Origin of the sequence: Bradyrhizobium sp. BR 1433 (assembly GCF_051547665.1) — a bacterium.
Lineage (GTDB): Bacteria > Pseudomonadota > Alphaproteobacteria > Rhizobiales > Xanthobacteraceae > Bradyrhizobium > Bradyrhizobium australafricanum.
Window position 1 is genome coordinate 7,093,515 of sequence record NZ_JBPUGG010000001.1, and the last position, 16,425, is coordinate 7,109,939.

Sequence of the window (16,425 nt, forward strand, 5' to 3'; positions counted from 1 at the left end):
GACTCCAGCGATGAGCGTCGCAAGCTATTTCGAGACCATGGAGTATGGCCCCGCGCCGGAGGCGGACGGCGAGGCACGCGCCTGGCTGGCGCGGCATGGCGCCACCTTCGGGCATTTCATCGCCGGCAAGCTCACGGCGCCGCATGCCGGCAAACACCTCACGACGACCGAGCCCGCCACCGGCAAGACGCTGGCGCGCATCGCGCAGGGCGCCGCCGCCGATATCGAGGCGGCGGTCAACGCCGCGCGCACCGCGCAGACAGCGTGGGCGAAGCTTGGCGGCCACGGCCGCGCCCGTCATCTCTATGCGTTGGCGCGCATGCTGCAGCGTCACGCCCGGCTGTTCGCCGTGCTGGAGGCAATCGACAACGGCAAGCCGATCCGGGAAACCCGCGATCTCGACGTGCCGCTCGCCGCGCGCCATTTCCTCTATCACGCCGGCTGGGCGCAGTTGCAGGAGCGCGAATTCGCCGATCAGGTGCCCGTTGGCGTGATCGGGCAGATCATTCCGTGGAATTTTCCGCTGCTGATGCTGGCGTGGAAGATCGCGCCGGCGCTGGCCGCGGGCAATACGGTGGTGCTGAAGCCGGCGGAGTTCACCTCGCTCACCGCGCTGCTGTTCGCCGAACTGTCGGCCGAGGCCGGCCTGCCGCCGGGCGTGTTGAACGTCGTGACCGGCGACGGTGCCACCGGCGCGCTGCTGGTCGAAAGCCCGGGCGTCGACAAGATCGCGTTCACCGGCTCGACCGAGGTCGGGCGGTTGATCCGCCAGTCGACCGCAGGCACCGGCAAGTCCCTCACGCTGGAGCTCGGCGGCAAGTCGCCGTTCATCGTGTTCGACGATGCCGATATCGACGGCGCGGTGGAAGGCGTGGTGGATGCGATCTGGTTCAACCAAGGCCAGGTCTGCTGCGCCGGCTCGCGGCTGCTGCTGCAGGAAGGAATCGCCGAGACCTTCCGCAGGCGGTTGATGCGTCGCATGGAGACGCTTCGCGTCGGCATGCCGCTCGACAAGGCGATCGACATGGGCGCGGTGGTCGCGCCGGTGCAACTCGATCGGATCAAGTCGCTGGTCGAGACCGGGGTGAAGGAAGGCGCCGAGAAATATCAGGCTTCCGGTGCGATCCCGGCGGAAGGATGTTCTGATCCGCCGACCTTGCTCTGGAACGTGCATCCGTCCTCGACGGTCGCGACCGAAGAGATCTTCGGCCCTGTCCTGGTGGCGATGACGTTCCGCACCCCCGACGAGGCCGTGATGCTCGCCAACAACACGCGCTACGGCCTGGCCGCCAGCGTGTGGAGCGAGACGATCGGGCTGGCGCTCGATATCGCGCCGAAGCTGCTGGCCGGCGTGGTCTGGGTCAACGCCACCAATCTGTTCGACGCCAGCGTCGGCTTCGGCGGCTACCGCGAGTCCGGATTCGGCCGCGAGGGCGGCCGTGAAGGCATGTACGAGTATCTCAAGCCGAAGGCCTGGAGTGGGCGCAAGGCGCGGGCCAAGGCATCGCCGCAGCCGACGGCTTCTGGCGCAAGTGCCGGATTCGATGTGCCGCCAATCGATCGGACGGCAAAACTGTTTGTCGGTGGCAAGCAGGTGCGTCCGGACGGCAATTATTCGCGTCCGGTGCTGTCGCCGAAGGGCCGGCGCCTCGGCGAGGCAGGCGAGGGCAATCGCAAGGATATCCGCAATGCGGTGGCCGCGGCGCACTCCGCCGAGTCTTGGGCGCGGGCGACGGCGCATAATCGCGCCCAGATCCTCTATTACCTTGCCGAGAATCTTTCCGCGCGCGGCGACGAATTCGCCCGGCGTATCGCCGACATGACCGGCGTGTCGGCTGCGAAGGCGCGCGCGGAAGTCGATGCGAGCATCGAGCGGTTGTTCAGCTATGGCGCCTGGGCGGACAAATTCGAAGGATCCATCCACGCGCCGCCGCTGCGCGGCGTGGCGCTCGCGATGCATGAGCCGATCGGCGTGGTCGGCGTCGCCTGCCCCGACGAGGCGCCGCTGCTTGCCTTCATCAGCCTGGTGGCGCCGCTGGTTGCGATGGGCAACCGGGTCGTCGCCGTGCCCAGCGAGCGGCATCCGCTCGCCGCGACCGACCTCTACCAGGTGCTGGAGACCTCGGACGTGCCGGGCGGCGTGGTCAACATCGTCACCGGCGATCACAGCGAGCTGGTCAAGGTGCTTGCCGAGCACGACGATGTCGACGCGCTCTGGGCGTTCGGATCGCAGGACGCCTCAGCGGCCGCCGAACGGCTGTCGATCGGCAATCTCAAACGGACGCTGGTCGATCATGGCCTCGCGCTCGATTGGTACGACAAGGCCGCGAGCGAGGGCCCGATCCTGCTCCGCCACGCGGTGCAGGTGAAGAACATCTGGATTCCGTACGGTGACTAGCGACGTCACCTCGCGGTGATATCGATGGGGTTCGGACCGTCAGAGTCCGGCGAGTTTGAACACAAGGGAAGGACGCAACATGCTCAAGGGCATCGATCCACTGCTCAATGCCGACGTACTCTACGCCCTGCGGGCGATGGGGCATGGTGATCGTCTGGTGGTGTGCGACACCAATTTTCCGGCCGACTCGATCGCGCGCCAGACGGTTCTCGGCCGGTTGCTGCGCATCGACAATGTCAACGCGGCCAGGGCGGTTGAGGCGATCCTCTCGGTGATGCCGCTCGACACCTTCGTCGACGATGCGGCCAGCCGCATGGAGATTGTCGGCCAGGCTCAGGAAGTGCCACCCGTGCAGCGCGAGGTGCAGACCGCGATCGATCGCGCGGAGGGACGGTCCTGGCCGCTGGTCGGCGTCGAGCGCCACGCTTTCTATGAGAAGGCCAAGACGGCCTATTGCGTGATCGCGACGGGCGAGCGGCGCTTCTATGGCTGCTTCCTGTTCAGCAAGGGCGTGATCGGGCCGGACGGGGAGTGACGAGATGAGCAAGAGTGGCGTCGCCGTCCTCGGCGTCTTCGTCGTCGACTTGGCGTTCCGCGCCGGCAACATGCCGGCGATCGGCGAGACGATCGCCGGATCGGGATTCGCGATGGGGCCTGGCGGCAAGGGATCCAACCAGGCTGTCGCGGCCGCGCGGGCCGGCGCCGGCGTGAGCTTTATCTCGCGGATCGGCAGCGACGCCTTCGGCGAGCTTGCGATCAAGACCTGGGAGGCCGAGGGAATCCGGCCGCGCGTGGCCAGGACGGCGGAAGCGCCGACCGGCGCAGCCTTCATTTACGTCCATGAGACGCGCGGCGACAACGCCATCATCGTCGTGCCGGGTGCAGCGGGCGGTATCGGCCCGGCCGATGTCGACGCGGTGGCGGACGCGATCCGCGACAGCCGCGTGTTCGTGACGCAGCTCGAGCAGCCGGTCGATGCAGCGCGGCGCGGGCTCGAGATTGCGCGCGCCGCCGGCAGCATCACGGTGTTCAATCCGGCACCGGCGATCCAATTCGACGATGGCCTGTTTGCGCTGTGCGATTATGTCGTTCCCAACGAGACCGAGGCCGAAGCGCTCACAGGCATCGCGGTGAGCGACCTTGCCGGCGCCCGCCGCGCCGGCGACGCCCTGTTGGCCAAAGGCGCCGGGACGGCGCTGATCACCCTCGGCGAGCGCGGCGCGCTGTTCCATGCGCGGGATCGCTCGCTGCACGTGCCGCCTTTCGCGGCCGGTAAGGTCGTCGAAACCACCGGCGCGGGCGATGCATTCGTCGGCGGCTTCGCGGCGGCGCTCGCCGACGGCGTCGATCCGCTCGAGGCTGCGCGCTTCGGTTCGGCCACGGCGGGAATCTCGGTGACCCGGCCGGGCACCGCGCCCGCGATGCCGCGGCGCGCGGAGATCGAAGCGCTGCTGAGGGGATGATGCTGCGATGATGCGGAATGATCCGATCAAGCATGTCTTCATCTGGCCGGCGGTGCTCGTCGTGCTGGCGATCTCGATATTTCCGCTGATCTATTCGCTGACTACGAGCTTCCTCAGCTACCGGCTGATTCCGCCGATCCCGCCGCGCGTCGTCTGGCTTGGCAATTATGCGGCGTTGTTGCAGGAGCCGCGGTTCTGGAATGCGCTCTTCACCACGACGCTGATTGCGCTGATCGCGGTCGGGTTGCAATACGCGATCGGGTTCGGCGTCGCGCTGGCGCTGAATGCGCGGGTGCCGGGTGAGCGGCTGTTCCGCGTCGCCCTGCTGCTGCCGATGCTGCTGGCGCCCGTCGCGGTCGCGCTGGTGGCGCGCATGATCTTCAATCCGACGATGGGACCGCTCAATCAGTTCCTGTCGAAGTTCGGCCTGGTCAACCTGCCGTTCCTTACCAATGGACATTGGGCACTCGCCTGCATCATCGCGGTCGAGGTCTGGCAGTGGACCCCGTTCGTCATCCTGATGATGCTAGCCGGGCTGCAAACGCTTCCCGAAGATGTCTACGAGGCCGCCGAGCTCGAGAATGCCAGCGCCTGGCAGCAGTTCTGGGGCATCACCTTTCCGATGATGCTGCCGATCTCGGCCGCCGTCGTCTTCATCCGCCTGATCGAGAGCTATAAGATCATGGACACGGTGTTCGTGATGACCGGCGGCGGGCCGGGCGTCGACACCGAGACGCTGACGCTGTTCGCCTATCAGGAAGGTTTCAAGAAGTTCAATCTCGGCTACACATCGGCGCTCAGTTTCCTGTTCCTGATCGCGATCACGATCATCGGCGTGACCTACCTGGCGCTGCTGCGGCCGCATCTGGAGAAGCGCCGATGAGCGGGCTGAGCTTGACGGGGCTGTCGCCATGGAGCCGCCGCTTGGTCGCGGCCGGCGTTCTCATCTGGTGCCTGATCACGGTGTTTCCGCTTTATTGGGTGGTGGTGACCGCATTCAAGACGCCGCCCGGCGTCGTCGGCGGGCCGACCTATCTGCCGTTCATCGACTTCACGCCGACCTTGCAGCCCTTCATCGATCTCTATCAGGGCATCCGCGGCGAGTTCTTCCGGACCTTCCTGAACTCGACCATCGTTGGCCTATCCGCGGCAGCGATCGCCACGGCGATTGGCGCGATGGCGGCCTATGCGCTGGTGCGCTTCGAATTCAAGGTCCGCTTCGGCGCGGGCCTCGCGTTCTTCCTGCTCGCGCTCGGCGGCTACCTGCTGTTCAACACGACGTTCGGGTTCACCCGCCCGCAGGCCCTGTTGCTGGCCTTTCCGATCGCGCTGATCGTGGCCGTCGCCGCCAACCGCCTGCCGCTGCCCGGACCGATCCTCGGCAATGAGGACATCCTGTTCTGGTTCGTCAGCCAGCGCATGTTCCCGCCCATCGTCACCGCCTTCGCGCTGTATCTGCTCTACAGCGAGATCGGGCGGCTGGGCTTCCAGCTGATCGACAGCTTTGTCGGCCTGACGCTCTGCTACGTCGCCTTCTCGCTGCCGATCGTCGTCTGGCTGATGCGCGACTTCTTCGAGGCTGTGCCGATCGAGGTCGAGGAGGCGGCGATGGTCGACAATGTGCCGAGCTGGCGCATCTTCTTCGGCATCGTGGTGCCGATGTCGATGAACGGGCTGCTGGCGACGTTCATGATCACGCTGGCCTTCGTCTGGAACGAGTTTCTGTTCGCGCTGTTCTTGACCAATTCCAGATGGCAGACGCTGCCGATCCTGGTGGCGGGACAGAACAGCCAGCGCGGCGACGAATGGTGGGCGATATCGGCTGCGGCGCTCGTCGCCATCGTTCCCATGATGATCATGGCGGGCCTGCTCAGCCGAATGATGCGGTCGGGCCTGCTGCTCGGGGCCATCAAATAGCAAAAAACCTTGTAGGGAGGACTAGACGATGATGCGACGGACGTTCCTGATGCTGACCACCTCGCTCGCGATGGCCTGTGCCGCGAGCCAGGCGAATGCCGCCTGCAGCCCGGACTATACCGGCGTCACCCTGACGGTGGCGTCGCAGACCGGGCCGTATATCGCCTCCGCGCTCAAGCTCGGCGCGGACGAATGGGCCAGGAAGACCTGCGGCAAGGTCAATGTCGTCGAATTCCCGTGGTCCGAGCTCTATCCGAAGATCGCGACATCGCTGACGGCGTCGGACGCGACGTTCGACCTCGTCAGCTTCGCGCCGGCGTGGCTGCCGGACTTCGTGCCCTATCTCAGCGAGATGCCGAAGGAGATGCAGTCCGGCAAGGACTGGGACGATATCGAGCCGGCCTATCGCGAACGGCTGATGGTGTGGGAGGGCAAGATCTACTCGCAGTCGATGGATGGCGACGTCCACACCTATACCTACCGCACCGACCTGTTCAGCGATCCCAAGGAGAAGGATGCGTTCAAGGCCAAATACGGCTACGACCTCGCGCCGCCGAAGACCTGGAAGCAGTATCTCGACATTGCGGAGTTCTTCCAGCGGCCAGACAAGGGGCTGTGGGGAACGGCGGAAGCCTTCCGCCGCGGCGGTCAGCAGTTCTGGTTCTTCTTCAGCCATGCGGCGGCCTACACCAACAATCCGAACTATCCGGGCGCGATGTTCTTCGACCCCGAGACGATGGACGCACAGATCAACAACCCGGGCTGGGTGAAGGGGCTCGAGGAATACATCAGGGCATCGAAGCTCGGGCCGCCCAACGCGCTGAATTTCTCGTTCGGCGAGGTGAACGCTGCCGTGGCCGGCGGCCAGGTAGCGGAATCGATCGGCTGGGGCGACACCGGCGTCATCGCCGCCGACCCGAAGCAGTCGAAGATCTCGGGCAAGGTCGGTTCGGCGATGCTGCCCGGCTCGGACGAGATCTGGAACGCCAAGACCAAGAAGTGGGACAAGTTCCCGAGCGTGCTTCCGGGCCCGTTCATGGCATTCGGCGGCTGGCAGATCGCGGTGCCGAAGGCCGGCAAGAACCAGAAGGCGGCATGGGATTTCGTCAAGACACTGACAAGCCCTGAAGTGTCGGGCCAGGCGGCGATCACCGGCGGCAGCGGCGTCAATCCCTATCGCAAATCGCACACTGCCAATCTGCAACTGTGGAGCAAGATCTTCTCGCCGGAAGAGGCCAAGGAATATCTCGGCGCGCAATCGGACTCCATCAATGCCAAGAACGTCGCGCTCGACATGCGTCTGCCCGGTTACTTCTCTTACACCGAGGTGGTCGAGATCGAGCTCGGCAAGGCGCTGGCCGGCCAGACCACGCCGCAGGCGGCGCTCGACGCGATGGCCAAGGAGTGGAATTGGCTGACCGACGAGTTCGGCCGGGCCAAGCAGCTCGCGGCCTATCGCGCGGCGATGGGCCTTCCGCCGAAGAACTAGCTTTCCAGTGAGACGTCCCGGATGATGCGCGAGCATCGTCCGGGACTTTACTTGCCGTCGATGAAGGGACGGAAAAGGAATCCATGGCGCACGTCGAGATCGAGAATGTCAGCAAGGCATACGGGCCCTACAAGATCATTGAAGGGCTCGACCTCAACGTGGCCGACGAGGAGTTTGTCGTGCTTGTCGGCCCGTCCGGCTGCGGCAAGACGACGACGTTGCGCATGATCGCAGGACTGGAGGCGGTGACGAGCGGAACCATCCGCATCGGCAATCGCGACGTGACGCAATTGCGTACCGGCCTGCGCAATTGCGCGATGGTGTTCCAGAACTACGCGCTCTACCCACATATGACGGTCGGAGAGAACATCGGCTACGGCATGAAGGTGCGCGGGGAATCGCGCGCCAGCATCGAGAAGGCCGTCAGCGACGTGGCGCGCGTGCTTGACCTCGAACAATATTTGCAGCGCCGGCCCAAACAGCTCTCGGGCGGGCAGCGCCAGCGCGTGGCGATCGGCCGCGCCATCGTGCGCAGCCCGGATGTGTTTCTGTTCGACGAGCCATTGTCCAATCTCGACGCCAAGCTTCGCATCGAGATGCGGACCGAGATCAAGGCGCTGCACCGCCGTCTCGCCAAGACGATCGTCTATGTCACGCACGACCAGGTCGAAGCCATGACTATGGCCGACCGCGTCGTGGTGATGAACCGCGGCCGCATCGAGCAGGCGGCCGATCCGATTACGATCTACGAGAAGCCCAGCAATCTCTTCGTCGCCGGTTTCATGGGCGCGCCCAGCATGAATTTCATCCATGGCGAGCTCGCCGCCCGCGACGGCGCGCTCATTTTCACCGAGCCGTCGGGCACGGCGTTGAGAGTGCCGAAGTCACGCGAGGCGGCCTATGCCGCCAGCGTCGGCAAGCCCGTTGTGCTTGGTGTCCGGCCCGATCATGTGTTGCGGCAAGATGCGCCGGCGGGCTCTTCGATCCGGATCCTTGTGAAAGACGTGGAGCCGCTCGGGCCGCACACGCTGGTAATCGGGACCGTCGGCCCATTCGCGTTCACGGCGCAAATGCCGGTCGGCGTCGCCGCGGAACCGGATCATGTCATCGACGTCGCGCTCGATCTTGAGCGAACGCACTTGTTCGACAAGGCGTCTGGGACGGCTATTTACTGATCCGCCGCAGCCTGGCTCGACAACCGCCTGCCTAGCTTAAGAAACCTCGCGCGCGCCGGACCGTATCGGACGGATACAGGCCGAAGGCCGAGCGGTACACCGCAGCGAAACGGCCCATATGCGTAAAACCCCACTTCAGGGCAACTTCGCTGACCGGGAGCATGTTCTCCGGTCGCGATAGCTCATCGTGGATTGCCTCCAGCCGAATTTGCCGCAAATAGGCGACCGGCGTCGTGCCGTGGATTTTGCGGAAGCCCAATTGCAGCAACCGGCTGCTGACCCCAACCGTTGCGGCAATATCCGATATCGTCAGCGGCAGATGCGGATTGGCCCGCATATACTCGACCGCACGCCTAATGTAGCGCGGCGGCGCATCCAGCGGGTGGCGGCTCAACCGGCCGGTCAACCGATGAGGGACGTTCTCAAGGATGAGCTGTATCGCCGCTTCGGATAGCAGCGCGCTGGCTTTCGGAGAGCGTACCAGGATCCCGTCATACAGACCGGTGGTGCTCGTACGGACAAGCTGAAGAAGGGTCTGTCCAATGCCGGTCGACAAGTCGACGATCGGCGTCAGATTGAGATCTTCCAGCGCTGTGCTCCCGAACGTCGCCGACAGCACCTTGGTAACTGCGCCCGTATGCAAGGTGAGCGTGACGCTTGAGTATCGTCCATCGACCGCTTCGACCCGCTGCGCTTGCATCGTCGGAAGGGGCACGATGGCGATCTCGGAGGGGGTCCGCTGGATACTCTTTCCTGCAATGAGCATTTCGGCCTGGCCGGCATTCAGCAGGCTTATTGCAAGCTCTCCGGCAGAATTCTCGTATGAATAGCGCCAATCCCAACCGGCCGACAGATCGGCTCGCACGACGTCAATTTCCGCGCCGATGGCTATGTCCGCATGCCAGCGAAACGATTCGTCAGGCCGCGGCGAGGAATGCGCATTGATCCCGTGGGGGTGGAGCATTTCAAGGAGTTCTTCGAACGAAGATCCCGATCGCGTGGGAGGTGCAGCGAGTACGTCTTCGACCATCAAATCCCAACCATCGGATGTTTGCTGTTCGCGGATTGCCCGATCCATCAGACCGGTTTTCCACTGTTGAGGGGCGTGCGCCACACGCATAGACCGCATCACCACACTAGCACAGCTTAGGTGATTTCGGGCCGCGTGCCCTTTCTCACAATTTCTTCAATATCCGAATATCGAACAGAATATCCAGATCGCGCAATCGAGCCGCGAAAGCTGGCATTTGATCTCATCCGCTCGCCTGCATCGAGCGAACGTTCCGATTCAATCCGGCGCGCCGACGTCCGAGAGCAGCAGCGGATGCACAGCATTCGCGATCGACTGTTCTAGCCACAATCCGAACGCCTCCATCCGGAATGCGACGTCGTCCATGGACTCGTAGCCCATTTGGCCTAAATCGTCACGACCAACTCAAACGGGTTATGAAAGCATGCTTACAAGGATTACTTGCGTACTCGCGCTTACAGTTCTTTCGTCCATGACTGCGCTGGCCGATGGTTGCGCAGATCACGTCCAGAGCACCGGCGTTCCGATGGTAACGGGCATGACGCACAAGACCTGGATGACCTTCCCGTCGGTCAATCCCGGTGCCGCCCTCGACAAGGTGTCCCGCGCCGTTCTGGCGGAGGGTTTTGTCGGCGTGAACGTCGACAAGAAACTCGGCACGCTGACCACCCAGCAGGAGACCACCGGATCCGGCCGCCCACAAACGCTGCAAGTCGTCGTCCGCAAGGACGGCAAAGGCAGCCGCGTCGATGCGACCTTCATCTTGCCGCCGGGACAGTTGGCTCCAGGTGTCGGCGATAACCTCTGCCGCGTCGTGAACGCAGCCGGCCAATGAACTCCGCCCATCTGTGAAGCAGGCTGACGCGCGAATTGTAACCGGCCGCGCGTGTCCGGGTGTCGTCCGGTCCGGGACCAGGCGAGCTCATCCATGTCGAGGGAATCGGGACGCAGGTGCCGGCCTGCGCCCACAGCAATGAAGCAGGAGATATGATGCGCAGGGCTCGCTTTGTGAAAGTTGTTTTGATGGCCGCCACCGGTGCCATGGTGTTTTCGGCCTCCGCCATTTCGGCTCCGTTGCAGCACGGCGCCGGCGTTGCGGCGGCAGTGCCGTCGTTGACCGAGAAGGTCTGGTGCCGTTACGGGCAGTGCTATGACAATGGCGGCGGCGCTGCCGTCGGCGGACTGGTCGGTGGCCTCATCGGCGGCGTCATCGCGGCCGGCGCAGCCAACGCCGCCGCGCAGCAGGAAGCTGCCGCCGCCCAGCAGCACGCGGCGTCCTGCGCCCAGCGCTATCGCTCCTACGATGCGGCGTCGAATACGTTCCAGGCAAAGGACGGCCGGCGGTATCCCTGCCAGTGAGACTGCCGCAGGCTTGCGGCGCCGGAACGGCGGAGTGAAACTGCCGCGCCAGACAATAACCCTCGGCGCCGCGCTGAGCACGAGTGGAGCTCCGGCCCGTGAGCCGGAGCAGGTTTTCGAGCGCCCCAGGAGCCACAAACGCGGCTTCTGCCGGCGAATTGGCCAGGACCTTTGACTGAACGGGTTCCCGTTCCGCGCCTGGATGCGCGGATCGAGAGGCTTCATCGGGAATCGCGGAGCGGGCGGCCCACGGCCGCTTCTGACGCGACCGTTTTCCATGCTATCACGCGATCCGTCGAAACTGCGCTCGTGGCAGGATCTGCCCGAACCTTACGAATCCGGATCTCGATGATGCTGTCGCTTCCCAAGACCAAAATACGCGTGCTGCTGCTGGAGGGCGTGAACGAATCCGCGGCCCGGATGGTCGAGGCGAACGGCTATACCGAGCTGCAGCGTCTGCCCAAGGCGCTGGGACCAAAAGAACTCAGGCAGGCGCTGTCGGGCATCCACATGCTGGGAATTCGCTCGCGGACCCAGTTGACCGCGGACATCCTGGAGGCCGCCGACCGATTGCTCGTTGTCGGCTGCTTTTCGGTCGGCACCAATCAGGTCGATCTCGACGCCGCGCGGAAGCTGGGAATCCCCGTCTTCAACGCGCCATACTCCAACACCCGAAGTGTGGCGGAGCTGACCATCGCCGAGATCGTGATGCTGTTCCGCCGGATCTTTCCGCGCTCGGTCTCCGCACATGCCGGCGGCTGGGACAAGTCCGCCGAAGGCAGCCGCGAGGTGCGCGGCAAGACGCTCGGCATCGTCGGCTACGGCAACATCGGCTCGCAGCTGTCGAACCTCGCCGAAGCCATGGGCATGCGCGTGATCTATTTTGATCAGACCGACAAGCTCCGCCATGGCAATACCGAGCCCGCCGAATCGCTCGACGCGTTGCTCGCAGCCAGCGATGTCGTATCGCTGCATGTGCCGGAGACGCCGGCCACCGCCAACATGATTGGCGCCGCCCAGCTCCAGCTGATGAAGCCTGAGGCCTATCTGATCAACAACTCGCGCGGCACCGTGGTCGATCTGGAGGCGCTGGCGAGCGCCCTGCGTGAGGGCCGGCTGGCGGGTGCTGCGGTCGACGTGTTTCCGGTCGAGCCGGTGTCGAACGAGGCGCGCTTTGTCTCGCCGCTGCAAGGTCTGCCCAACGTCATCCTCACGCCGCATGTCGGCGGTTCGACGGAAGAAGCGCAGGATCGCATCGGCGGCGAAGTTGCGCGCAAGCTGATCGACTATTCCGATGTCGGGTCGACCTTCGGCGCGGTCAATTTTCCGCAGGTGCAATTGCCGGCGCGACCGACCGGCACCCGTTTCATCCATGTTCATCGCAACGTTCCCGGCGTCATGCGCCAGGTCAACGACGCGGTCTCCCGGCACGGGATCAACATCCTGGCGCAATATCTGCAGACCGATCCGGAAGTCGGCTATGTCGTGCTCGAGACCGACGTGGTCGGCGGCGAGGGCGAGGGGCTGCTGGCCGATTTGAGAGCCATTGACGGCACGATCCGCGTGCGGGTGCTGTATGACGCGAACCGGCCGCAGGGGTGATCGACTTCGTCAATCCGCCGAGAAGCCGAACGGCACGCTCGAGGTCCTGAAATCGTCCGGAAGAATCTCGCGTCCGATCGGCGGCGCCGACCGCGCCGCGCATCTCGGCCGATGGCAGACCCGGCATGCGACGCCGATCGGCGTCGGCTCGTCGGCATTCGGTCCCTGTCCGTCGCGCGTGTAGATCAACTGGCCCGCATGTTCGGCGGCGCAGCCGATCGCGATCGCCCGCTCGACGCGGATGGCGCCGAACGCGCCGCCGCCGGCGGTCACGGTGCGGGCGATCGAAAAGAACCGCTGTCCGTCGGGCAGTTCCAGCCATTGGGTGACGATCTGGCGCGGCGTCTTGAAGATGTCGTGCACTGACCATAGCGGACATGCGCCGCCGTGCTTTGCAAACGGGAAGCCGGCGCCGTCAAGCAGCTTGGAAATGTTGCCGGCCGGATCGACCCGGATCAGGAAGAACGGGACCTTTTCGAGACCCGGCCGTTGCAGGGTCGTGACGCGGTGCGCGACCTGCTCGAAGCTGGTGCCGAATTGACGCGCCAGCGCCTCCAGATCGTAGCGGCGGGCCTCGACCGCTTTCGCGAACACCGAATACGGCATGATGAGTGCGGCGGCGGCGTAGGCCGCAAGCGCACGGCGCGCCAGCAGCTCGGCGCTTTTGGTCGTGAACTTGCCGGCTTCGACGGCGGCGCCGATCTCGTTTTCCAGTTCCAGATAGGCAAGTTGCTTGGCCAGCTGAAAATTGAGCCCCGCGGTATCGAGCGAGTCCTCGAGCAGCAATTGTCTGCGATGAAGGTCCAGTCGCCTGATCGAACCCAGCATGACGTTCGGCGGCAGATAGCGGACCTGGAGTTTATGTCGCTCCCGAAGCCGCTCGATAAATCCGGCGGGCCCGGCAGGTTCGTGGACGAGCCGCTCGGCGGCATCGTCGAGGCTGGCAAAATTGTTGCGGCGCGCGGCGAGAAAACGTCGGACCTCCGCAACGGGATCGTTGGCGTCAAAGTTCTCCTGGCCCGGTGAAGCGATCGCCATGTCCGGAGCCCTGCGCTCCGCAAGCGCCAGCTGCTCTTCGCGATAGGCGGTGTAGAGGCGCAGGAAGGCCTCGGTCATTCCGGGATAGCTGACCGCGAGGTCGCTGACCTCAAGCGCGGGGATGTCGATGTCGGCAAACATCGGCTCCTTCAAGACGGACTGCATGCGGGCGGTGTGATCGGCACCGCCATCGCCAGCGAGATCAGCCAGATCGATCTTGTAGGTGCGGGCAAGCCGCAACAGCATGTCGGCCGTCACCGGGCGCTGATTGCGTTCCAGCAGCGCCACATAGGGGGCCGAGATTTCGAGATCGGCGGCCATGTCGGCCTGGGTCAGCCCGAGGTCGCGCCGCAGCCGGCGCAGTCGTGGGCCCATGAAAACGGAACGGGCGCTTGAGGTTACCATCGCCTTATCCAAGGTTTGTAAGATTCTTACAACAATACATCGGTTTCTTGTAAGTTATGACAAGTTTTCCGCGCCAGGTCTAGCTCCCTATGACGCCGCGCGTCACAAACGGTGCAGTTATTTCGTCACCGAAGGGATCACGGACATGAACTTCCAACCGCGCGGGATCAGCGACCGGGCCATCCAGGGACCGGCTTCGTATCAGAGCGAGATCGAGGCGGCCGAAGCGCTGCTCAAGACCAAGGACACCTGGAACGGCGTCACCGCCGAAGCCGTGGCGCGGATGCGCCTGCAGAACCGCTTCAAGACCGGTCTGGATGTTGCCCGTTACACGGCTGCGCTGATGCGCGCCGACATGGCGGCCTATGACGCCGACAGCACCAAGTACACCCAGTCGCTCGGCTGCTGGCACGGCTTCATCGCCCAGCAGAAGCTGATCTCGGTCAAGAAGCACTTCGGCAATACCGACCGCCGCTATCTGTATCTTTCCGGCTGGATGATCGCGGCGCTGCGCTCCGAGTTCGGCCCGCTGCCGGATCAGTCGATGCACGAGAAGACCTCGGTGCCGGCCCTGATCGAGGAGCTCTACACCTTCCTGCGTCAGGCGGATTCGCGTGAGTTGAACGATATCTTCCGCGCGCTCGATGCGGCCCGCAAGGAAGGCGACAAGGCCAAGGAAAAGGCGCTGATCGAGAAGATCGACAACTTCCAGACCCACGTCGTGCCGGTCATCGCCGACATCGACGCCGGCTTCGGCAATGCCGAGGCGACCTATCTGCTCGCCAAGAAGATGATCGAGGCGGGCGCCTGCGCCCTGCAGATCGAGAACCAGGTCTCCGACGAGAAGCAGTGCGGCCACCAGGACGGCAAGGTGACCGTGCCGCACGAGGTGTTCATCGCGAAGATCCGCGCCTGCCGCCATGCGTTCCTCGAGCTCGGCGTCGAAGACGGCATCATCGTGACCCGTACCGACTCGCTCGGCGCCGGCCTGACCCAGCAGATCGCCGTGAGCCACAAGCCCGGCGACCTCGGCGACCAGTACAACAGCTTCCTCGATTGCGAGGAAGTGACGGCCGCCAACGCACGCAACGGCGACGTCATCATCAACCAGAACGGCAAGATGATGCGTCCGAAGCGTCTGCCCAGCAACCTGTACCAGTTCCGTCCCGGCACCGGTGCGGATCGCTGTGTGCTCGACTGCATCACCTCGCTGCAGAACGGCGCCGACCTCTTGTGGATCGAGACCGAGAAGCCGCATATCGAGCAGATCGCCTCGATGGTCGATCGTATCCGCAAGGTCATTCCGAATGCGAAGCTGGCCTACAACAACTCGCCGTCGTTCAACTGGACCCTCAACTTCCGTTGGCAGGTCTATGACGCGATGAAGGAAGCCGGCCAGGACGTCAGCAAGTATAACCGCGCCGAGCTGATGAAGGCGGAGTACGACGACACGCCGCTGGCGAAGGAAGCCGACGAGCGCATCCGTACCTTCCAGGCGGATTCGGCCAAGCGCGCCGGCATCTTCCACCATCTGATCACGCTGCCGACCTATCACACGGCTGCGCTGTCGACCGACAATCTCGCGAGGGAGTATTTCGGCGAGCAGGGCATGCTGGGATACGTCAAGAACGTGCAGCGCGCGGAGATCCGTCAGGGCATCGCCTGTGTCAAGCATCAGAACATGGCGGGCTCCGACATCGGCGACGATCACAAGGAGTACTTCGCCGGTGAGGCTGCCCTCAAGGCGGGCGGCGCCCACAACACGATGAACCAGTTCGGCTGATCGATCGAACGGATCATTCCGACATCGGCTGGACGGGCTGGCGCGCGAGCAGCCTAGCCTGTCCGCCTTGGCGGGGCGATTTTCGACCTCGGCAACGCGGTCGAGATCGCCCCGCGACTTTTTCAGGCCCGCTTCCCCTCGAGCCCGCCCATTTGCAGTGGTTCGCGCGTTCCACGCGCGTGTGGTAATGCGTCGCTGCGATCTCGAGGGCATGCCAAGCGATGAGTGTCGGGCACTACGCATCCGCCGTCACCAGCTCCGCCGTGATGGAACTGCTGAAGCCGTTCGATCCCCGTATCGTCGGAACGCTGCAGCTCGGCCTCGCCGTGCCCGGCAGCGACATCGATATCGTCTGCCATGCGTCCGACCCGAACGCATTCGCGGACATCGTTTGGGCTCACTATCAAGCGTGCGATGATTTCGTCCTCTTCCGGTGGACCTCGGGGACGCGGCCGGTGATTGCCCGCTTTGTGTGCGACGGCTGGCCGTTCGAACTGTTCGGTGATCAGCGTCCGGTGGAGCAGCAACGGGGCTGGATCCACTTCGAGGTCGAACGGCGGCTGCTTGCACTGGATGATGGACGGCTGCGGCGAGCCGTCAGCGAATTAAGGGCAGGCGGTCTCAAGACCGAACCTGCGTTCGCTATCGTGCTCGGGATATCGGGCGATCCCTATCGTGGATTGCTTGAGCTCGCGGCCGAAACGGACGCCGAGTTACGTGCCCGGCTCGCGGCGTGCGATTTCGCTGATCGCCAAAATTGATGAAA

Annotated in this window: 14 protein-coding genes; 12 read left to right on the plus strand and 2 right to left on the minus strand. The window is 64.3% G+C overall.

The features are described from left to right. Positions 1-10 precede the first annotated feature (10 nt). The 7 genes from ACSKB9_RS34090 to ACSKB9_RS34120 all read left to right on the plus strand — a co-directional run bounded on the left by ACSKB9_RS34090 (position 11) and on the right by ACSKB9_RS34120 (position 8,442). The gene (locus ACSKB9_RS34090) at positions 11-2,398 is read left to right on the plus strand and encodes an aldehyde dehydrogenase family protein (protein ID WP_438078662.1); all 2,388 of its coding nucleotides are present in this window, start codon (positions 11-13) and stop codon (positions 2,396-2,398) included. A gap of 79 nt (positions 2,399-2,477) precedes the next feature. Next, positions 2,478-2,933: an RbsD/FucU family protein gene (locus ACSKB9_RS34095; RefSeq protein WP_057018876.1), complete on the plus strand. Its 456-nt coding sequence runs from the start codon at positions 2,478-2,480 to the stop codon at positions 2,931-2,933. Positions 2,934-2,937: 4 nt separating this feature from the next. Continuing rightward, a complete protein-coding gene (locus ACSKB9_RS34100) occupies positions 2,938-3,861 on the plus strand; it encodes a ribokinase (protein WP_438078664.1) in 924 nt (307 codons plus the stop codon). Between the two features lie 7 nt (positions 3,862-3,868). After that, positions 3,869-4,744, plus strand: coding sequence for a carbohydrate ABC transporter permease (locus tag ACSKB9_RS34105; protein WP_253603297.1), 876 nt, complete (start codon positions 3,869-3,871; stop codon positions 4,742-4,744). A gap of 5 nt (positions 4,745-4,749) precedes the next feature. Continuing rightward, the gene (locus ACSKB9_RS34110) at positions 4,750-5,778 is read left to right on the plus strand and encodes a carbohydrate ABC transporter permease (RefSeq protein WP_438080522.1); all 1,029 of its coding nucleotides are present in this window, start codon (positions 4,750-4,752) and stop codon (positions 5,776-5,778) included. A gap of 31 nt (positions 5,779-5,809) precedes the next feature. Next, positions 5,810-7,267, plus strand: a complete 1,458-nt coding sequence (locus tag ACSKB9_RS34115) for an extracellular solute-binding protein (RefSeq protein ID WP_438080523.1) — start codon at positions 5,810-5,812, stop codon at positions 7,265-7,267. 83 nt (positions 7,268-7,350) lie between these two features. Further along, entirely contained in the window at positions 7,351-8,442 is a 1,092-nt protein-coding gene (locus ACSKB9_RS34120; protein ID WP_438078666.1) for an ABC transporter ATP-binding protein, read from the plus strand. 31 nt (positions 8,443-8,473) lie between these two features. Here the strand turns inward: ACSKB9_RS34120 and ACSKB9_RS34125 are convergent, their stop codons facing one another. After that, entirely contained in the window at positions 8,474-9,520 is a 1,047-nt protein-coding gene (locus tag ACSKB9_RS34125; protein ID WP_438078668.1) for a helix-turn-helix transcriptional regulator, read from the minus strand. Between the two features lie 490 nt (positions 9,521-10,010). Between ACSKB9_RS34125 and ACSKB9_RS34130 the strand changes: the two genes are divergently transcribed. The 3 genes from ACSKB9_RS34130 (at position 10,011) to serA (ending at position 12,433) form a co-directional block, all read left to right on the plus strand. Further along, positions 10,011-10,307 carry a hypothetical protein gene (locus ACSKB9_RS34130; protein ID WP_438078670.1) on the plus strand — a complete coding sequence of 99 codons (297 nt, stop codon included), beginning with the start codon at positions 10,011-10,013 and terminating at the stop codon, positions 10,305-10,307. A 188-nt stretch (positions 10,308-10,495) separates the two neighbouring features. Continuing rightward, complete coding sequence (locus tag ACSKB9_RS34135) at positions 10,496-10,831, plus strand: BA14K family protein (RefSeq protein ID WP_051003209.1); 336 nt, start codon at positions 10,496-10,498, stop codon at positions 10,829-10,831. Positions 10,832-11,179: 348 nt separating this feature from the next. Next, on the plus strand, positions 11,180-12,433 hold the full coding sequence (gene serA, locus ACSKB9_RS34140) for a phosphoglycerate dehydrogenase (RefSeq protein ID WP_438078673.1): 1,254 nt from the start codon (positions 11,180-11,182) through the stop codon (positions 12,431-12,433). A 9-nt stretch (positions 12,434-12,442) separates the two neighbouring features. On the opposite strand, the gene ACSKB9_RS34145 is transcribed toward serA, so the two are convergent. Then, the gene (locus ACSKB9_RS34145; protein ID WP_076829069.1) at positions 12,443-13,876 is read right to left on the minus strand and encodes a helix-turn-helix domain-containing protein; all 1,434 of its coding nucleotides are present in this window, start codon (positions 13,874-13,876) and stop codon (positions 12,443-12,445) included. A gap of 145 nt (positions 13,877-14,021) precedes the next feature. Here ACSKB9_RS34145 and ACSKB9_RS34150 point away from each other — a divergent pair, with 145 nt between their 5' ends. Both ACSKB9_RS34150 and ACSKB9_RS34155 read left to right on the plus strand, forming a co-directional pair. Continuing rightward, positions 14,022-15,659, plus strand: a complete 1,638-nt coding sequence (locus tag ACSKB9_RS34150; RefSeq protein WP_106322241.1) for an isocitrate lyase — start codon at positions 14,022-14,024, stop codon at positions 15,657-15,659. Between the two features lie 221 nt (positions 15,660-15,880). Continuing rightward, entirely contained in the window at positions 15,881-16,420 is a 540-nt protein-coding gene (locus ACSKB9_RS34155; protein WP_438078675.1) for a DUF4269 domain-containing protein, read from the plus strand. Positions 16,421-16,425: the final 5 nt, after the last annotated feature.

Bases quoted from the DNA above. Each gene is read 5' to 3' on its own strand.
- ACSKB9_RS34090 (WP_438078662.1), top strand. From the start codon at position 11: ATGAGCGTCGCAAGCTATTTCGAGACCATGGAGTATGGCCCCGCGCCG.
- ACSKB9_RS34095 (WP_057018876.1), top strand. From the start codon at position 2,478: ATGCTCAAGGGCATCGATCCACTGCTCAATGCCGACGTACTCTACGCC.
- ACSKB9_RS34100 (WP_438078664.1), top strand. From the start codon at position 2,938: ATGAGCAAGAGTGGCGTCGCCGTCCTCGGCGTCTTCGTCGTCGACTTG.
- ACSKB9_RS34105 (WP_253603297.1), top strand. From the start codon at position 3,869: ATGATGCGGAATGATCCGATCAAGCATGTCTTCATCTGGCCGGCGGTG.
- ACSKB9_RS34115 (WP_438080523.1), top strand. From the start codon at position 5,810: ATGCGACGGACGTTCCTGATGCTGACCACCTCGCTCGCGATGGCCTGT.
- ACSKB9_RS34120 (WP_438078666.1), top strand. From the start codon at position 7,351: ATGGCGCACGTCGAGATCGAGAATGTCAGCAAGGCATACGGGCCCTAC.
- ACSKB9_RS34125 (WP_438078668.1), bottom strand. From the start codon at position 9,520: ATGGATCGGGCAATCCGCGAACAGCAAACATCCGATGGTTGGGATTTG.
- ACSKB9_RS34130 (WP_438078670.1), top strand. From the start codon at position 10,011: ATGACGCACAAGACCTGGATGACCTTCCCGTCGGTCAATCCCGGTGCC.
- ACSKB9_RS34135 (WP_051003209.1), top strand. From the start codon at position 10,496: ATGGCCGCCACCGGTGCCATGGTGTTTTCGGCCTCCGCCATTTCGGCT.
- serA (WP_438078673.1), top strand. From the start codon at position 11,180: ATGATGCTGTCGCTTCCCAAGACCAAAATACGCGTGCTGCTGCTGGAG.
- ACSKB9_RS34145 (WP_076829069.1), bottom strand. From the start codon at position 13,876: ATGGTAACCTCAAGCGCCCGTTCCGTTTTCATGGGCCCACGACTGCGC.
- ACSKB9_RS34150 (WP_106322241.1), top strand. From the start codon at position 14,022: ATGAACTTCCAACCGCGCGGGATCAGCGACCGGGCCATCCAGGGACCG.
- ACSKB9_RS34155 (WP_438078675.1), top strand. From the start codon at position 15,881: ATGAGTGTCGGGCACTACGCATCCGCCGTCACCAGCTCCGCCGTGATG.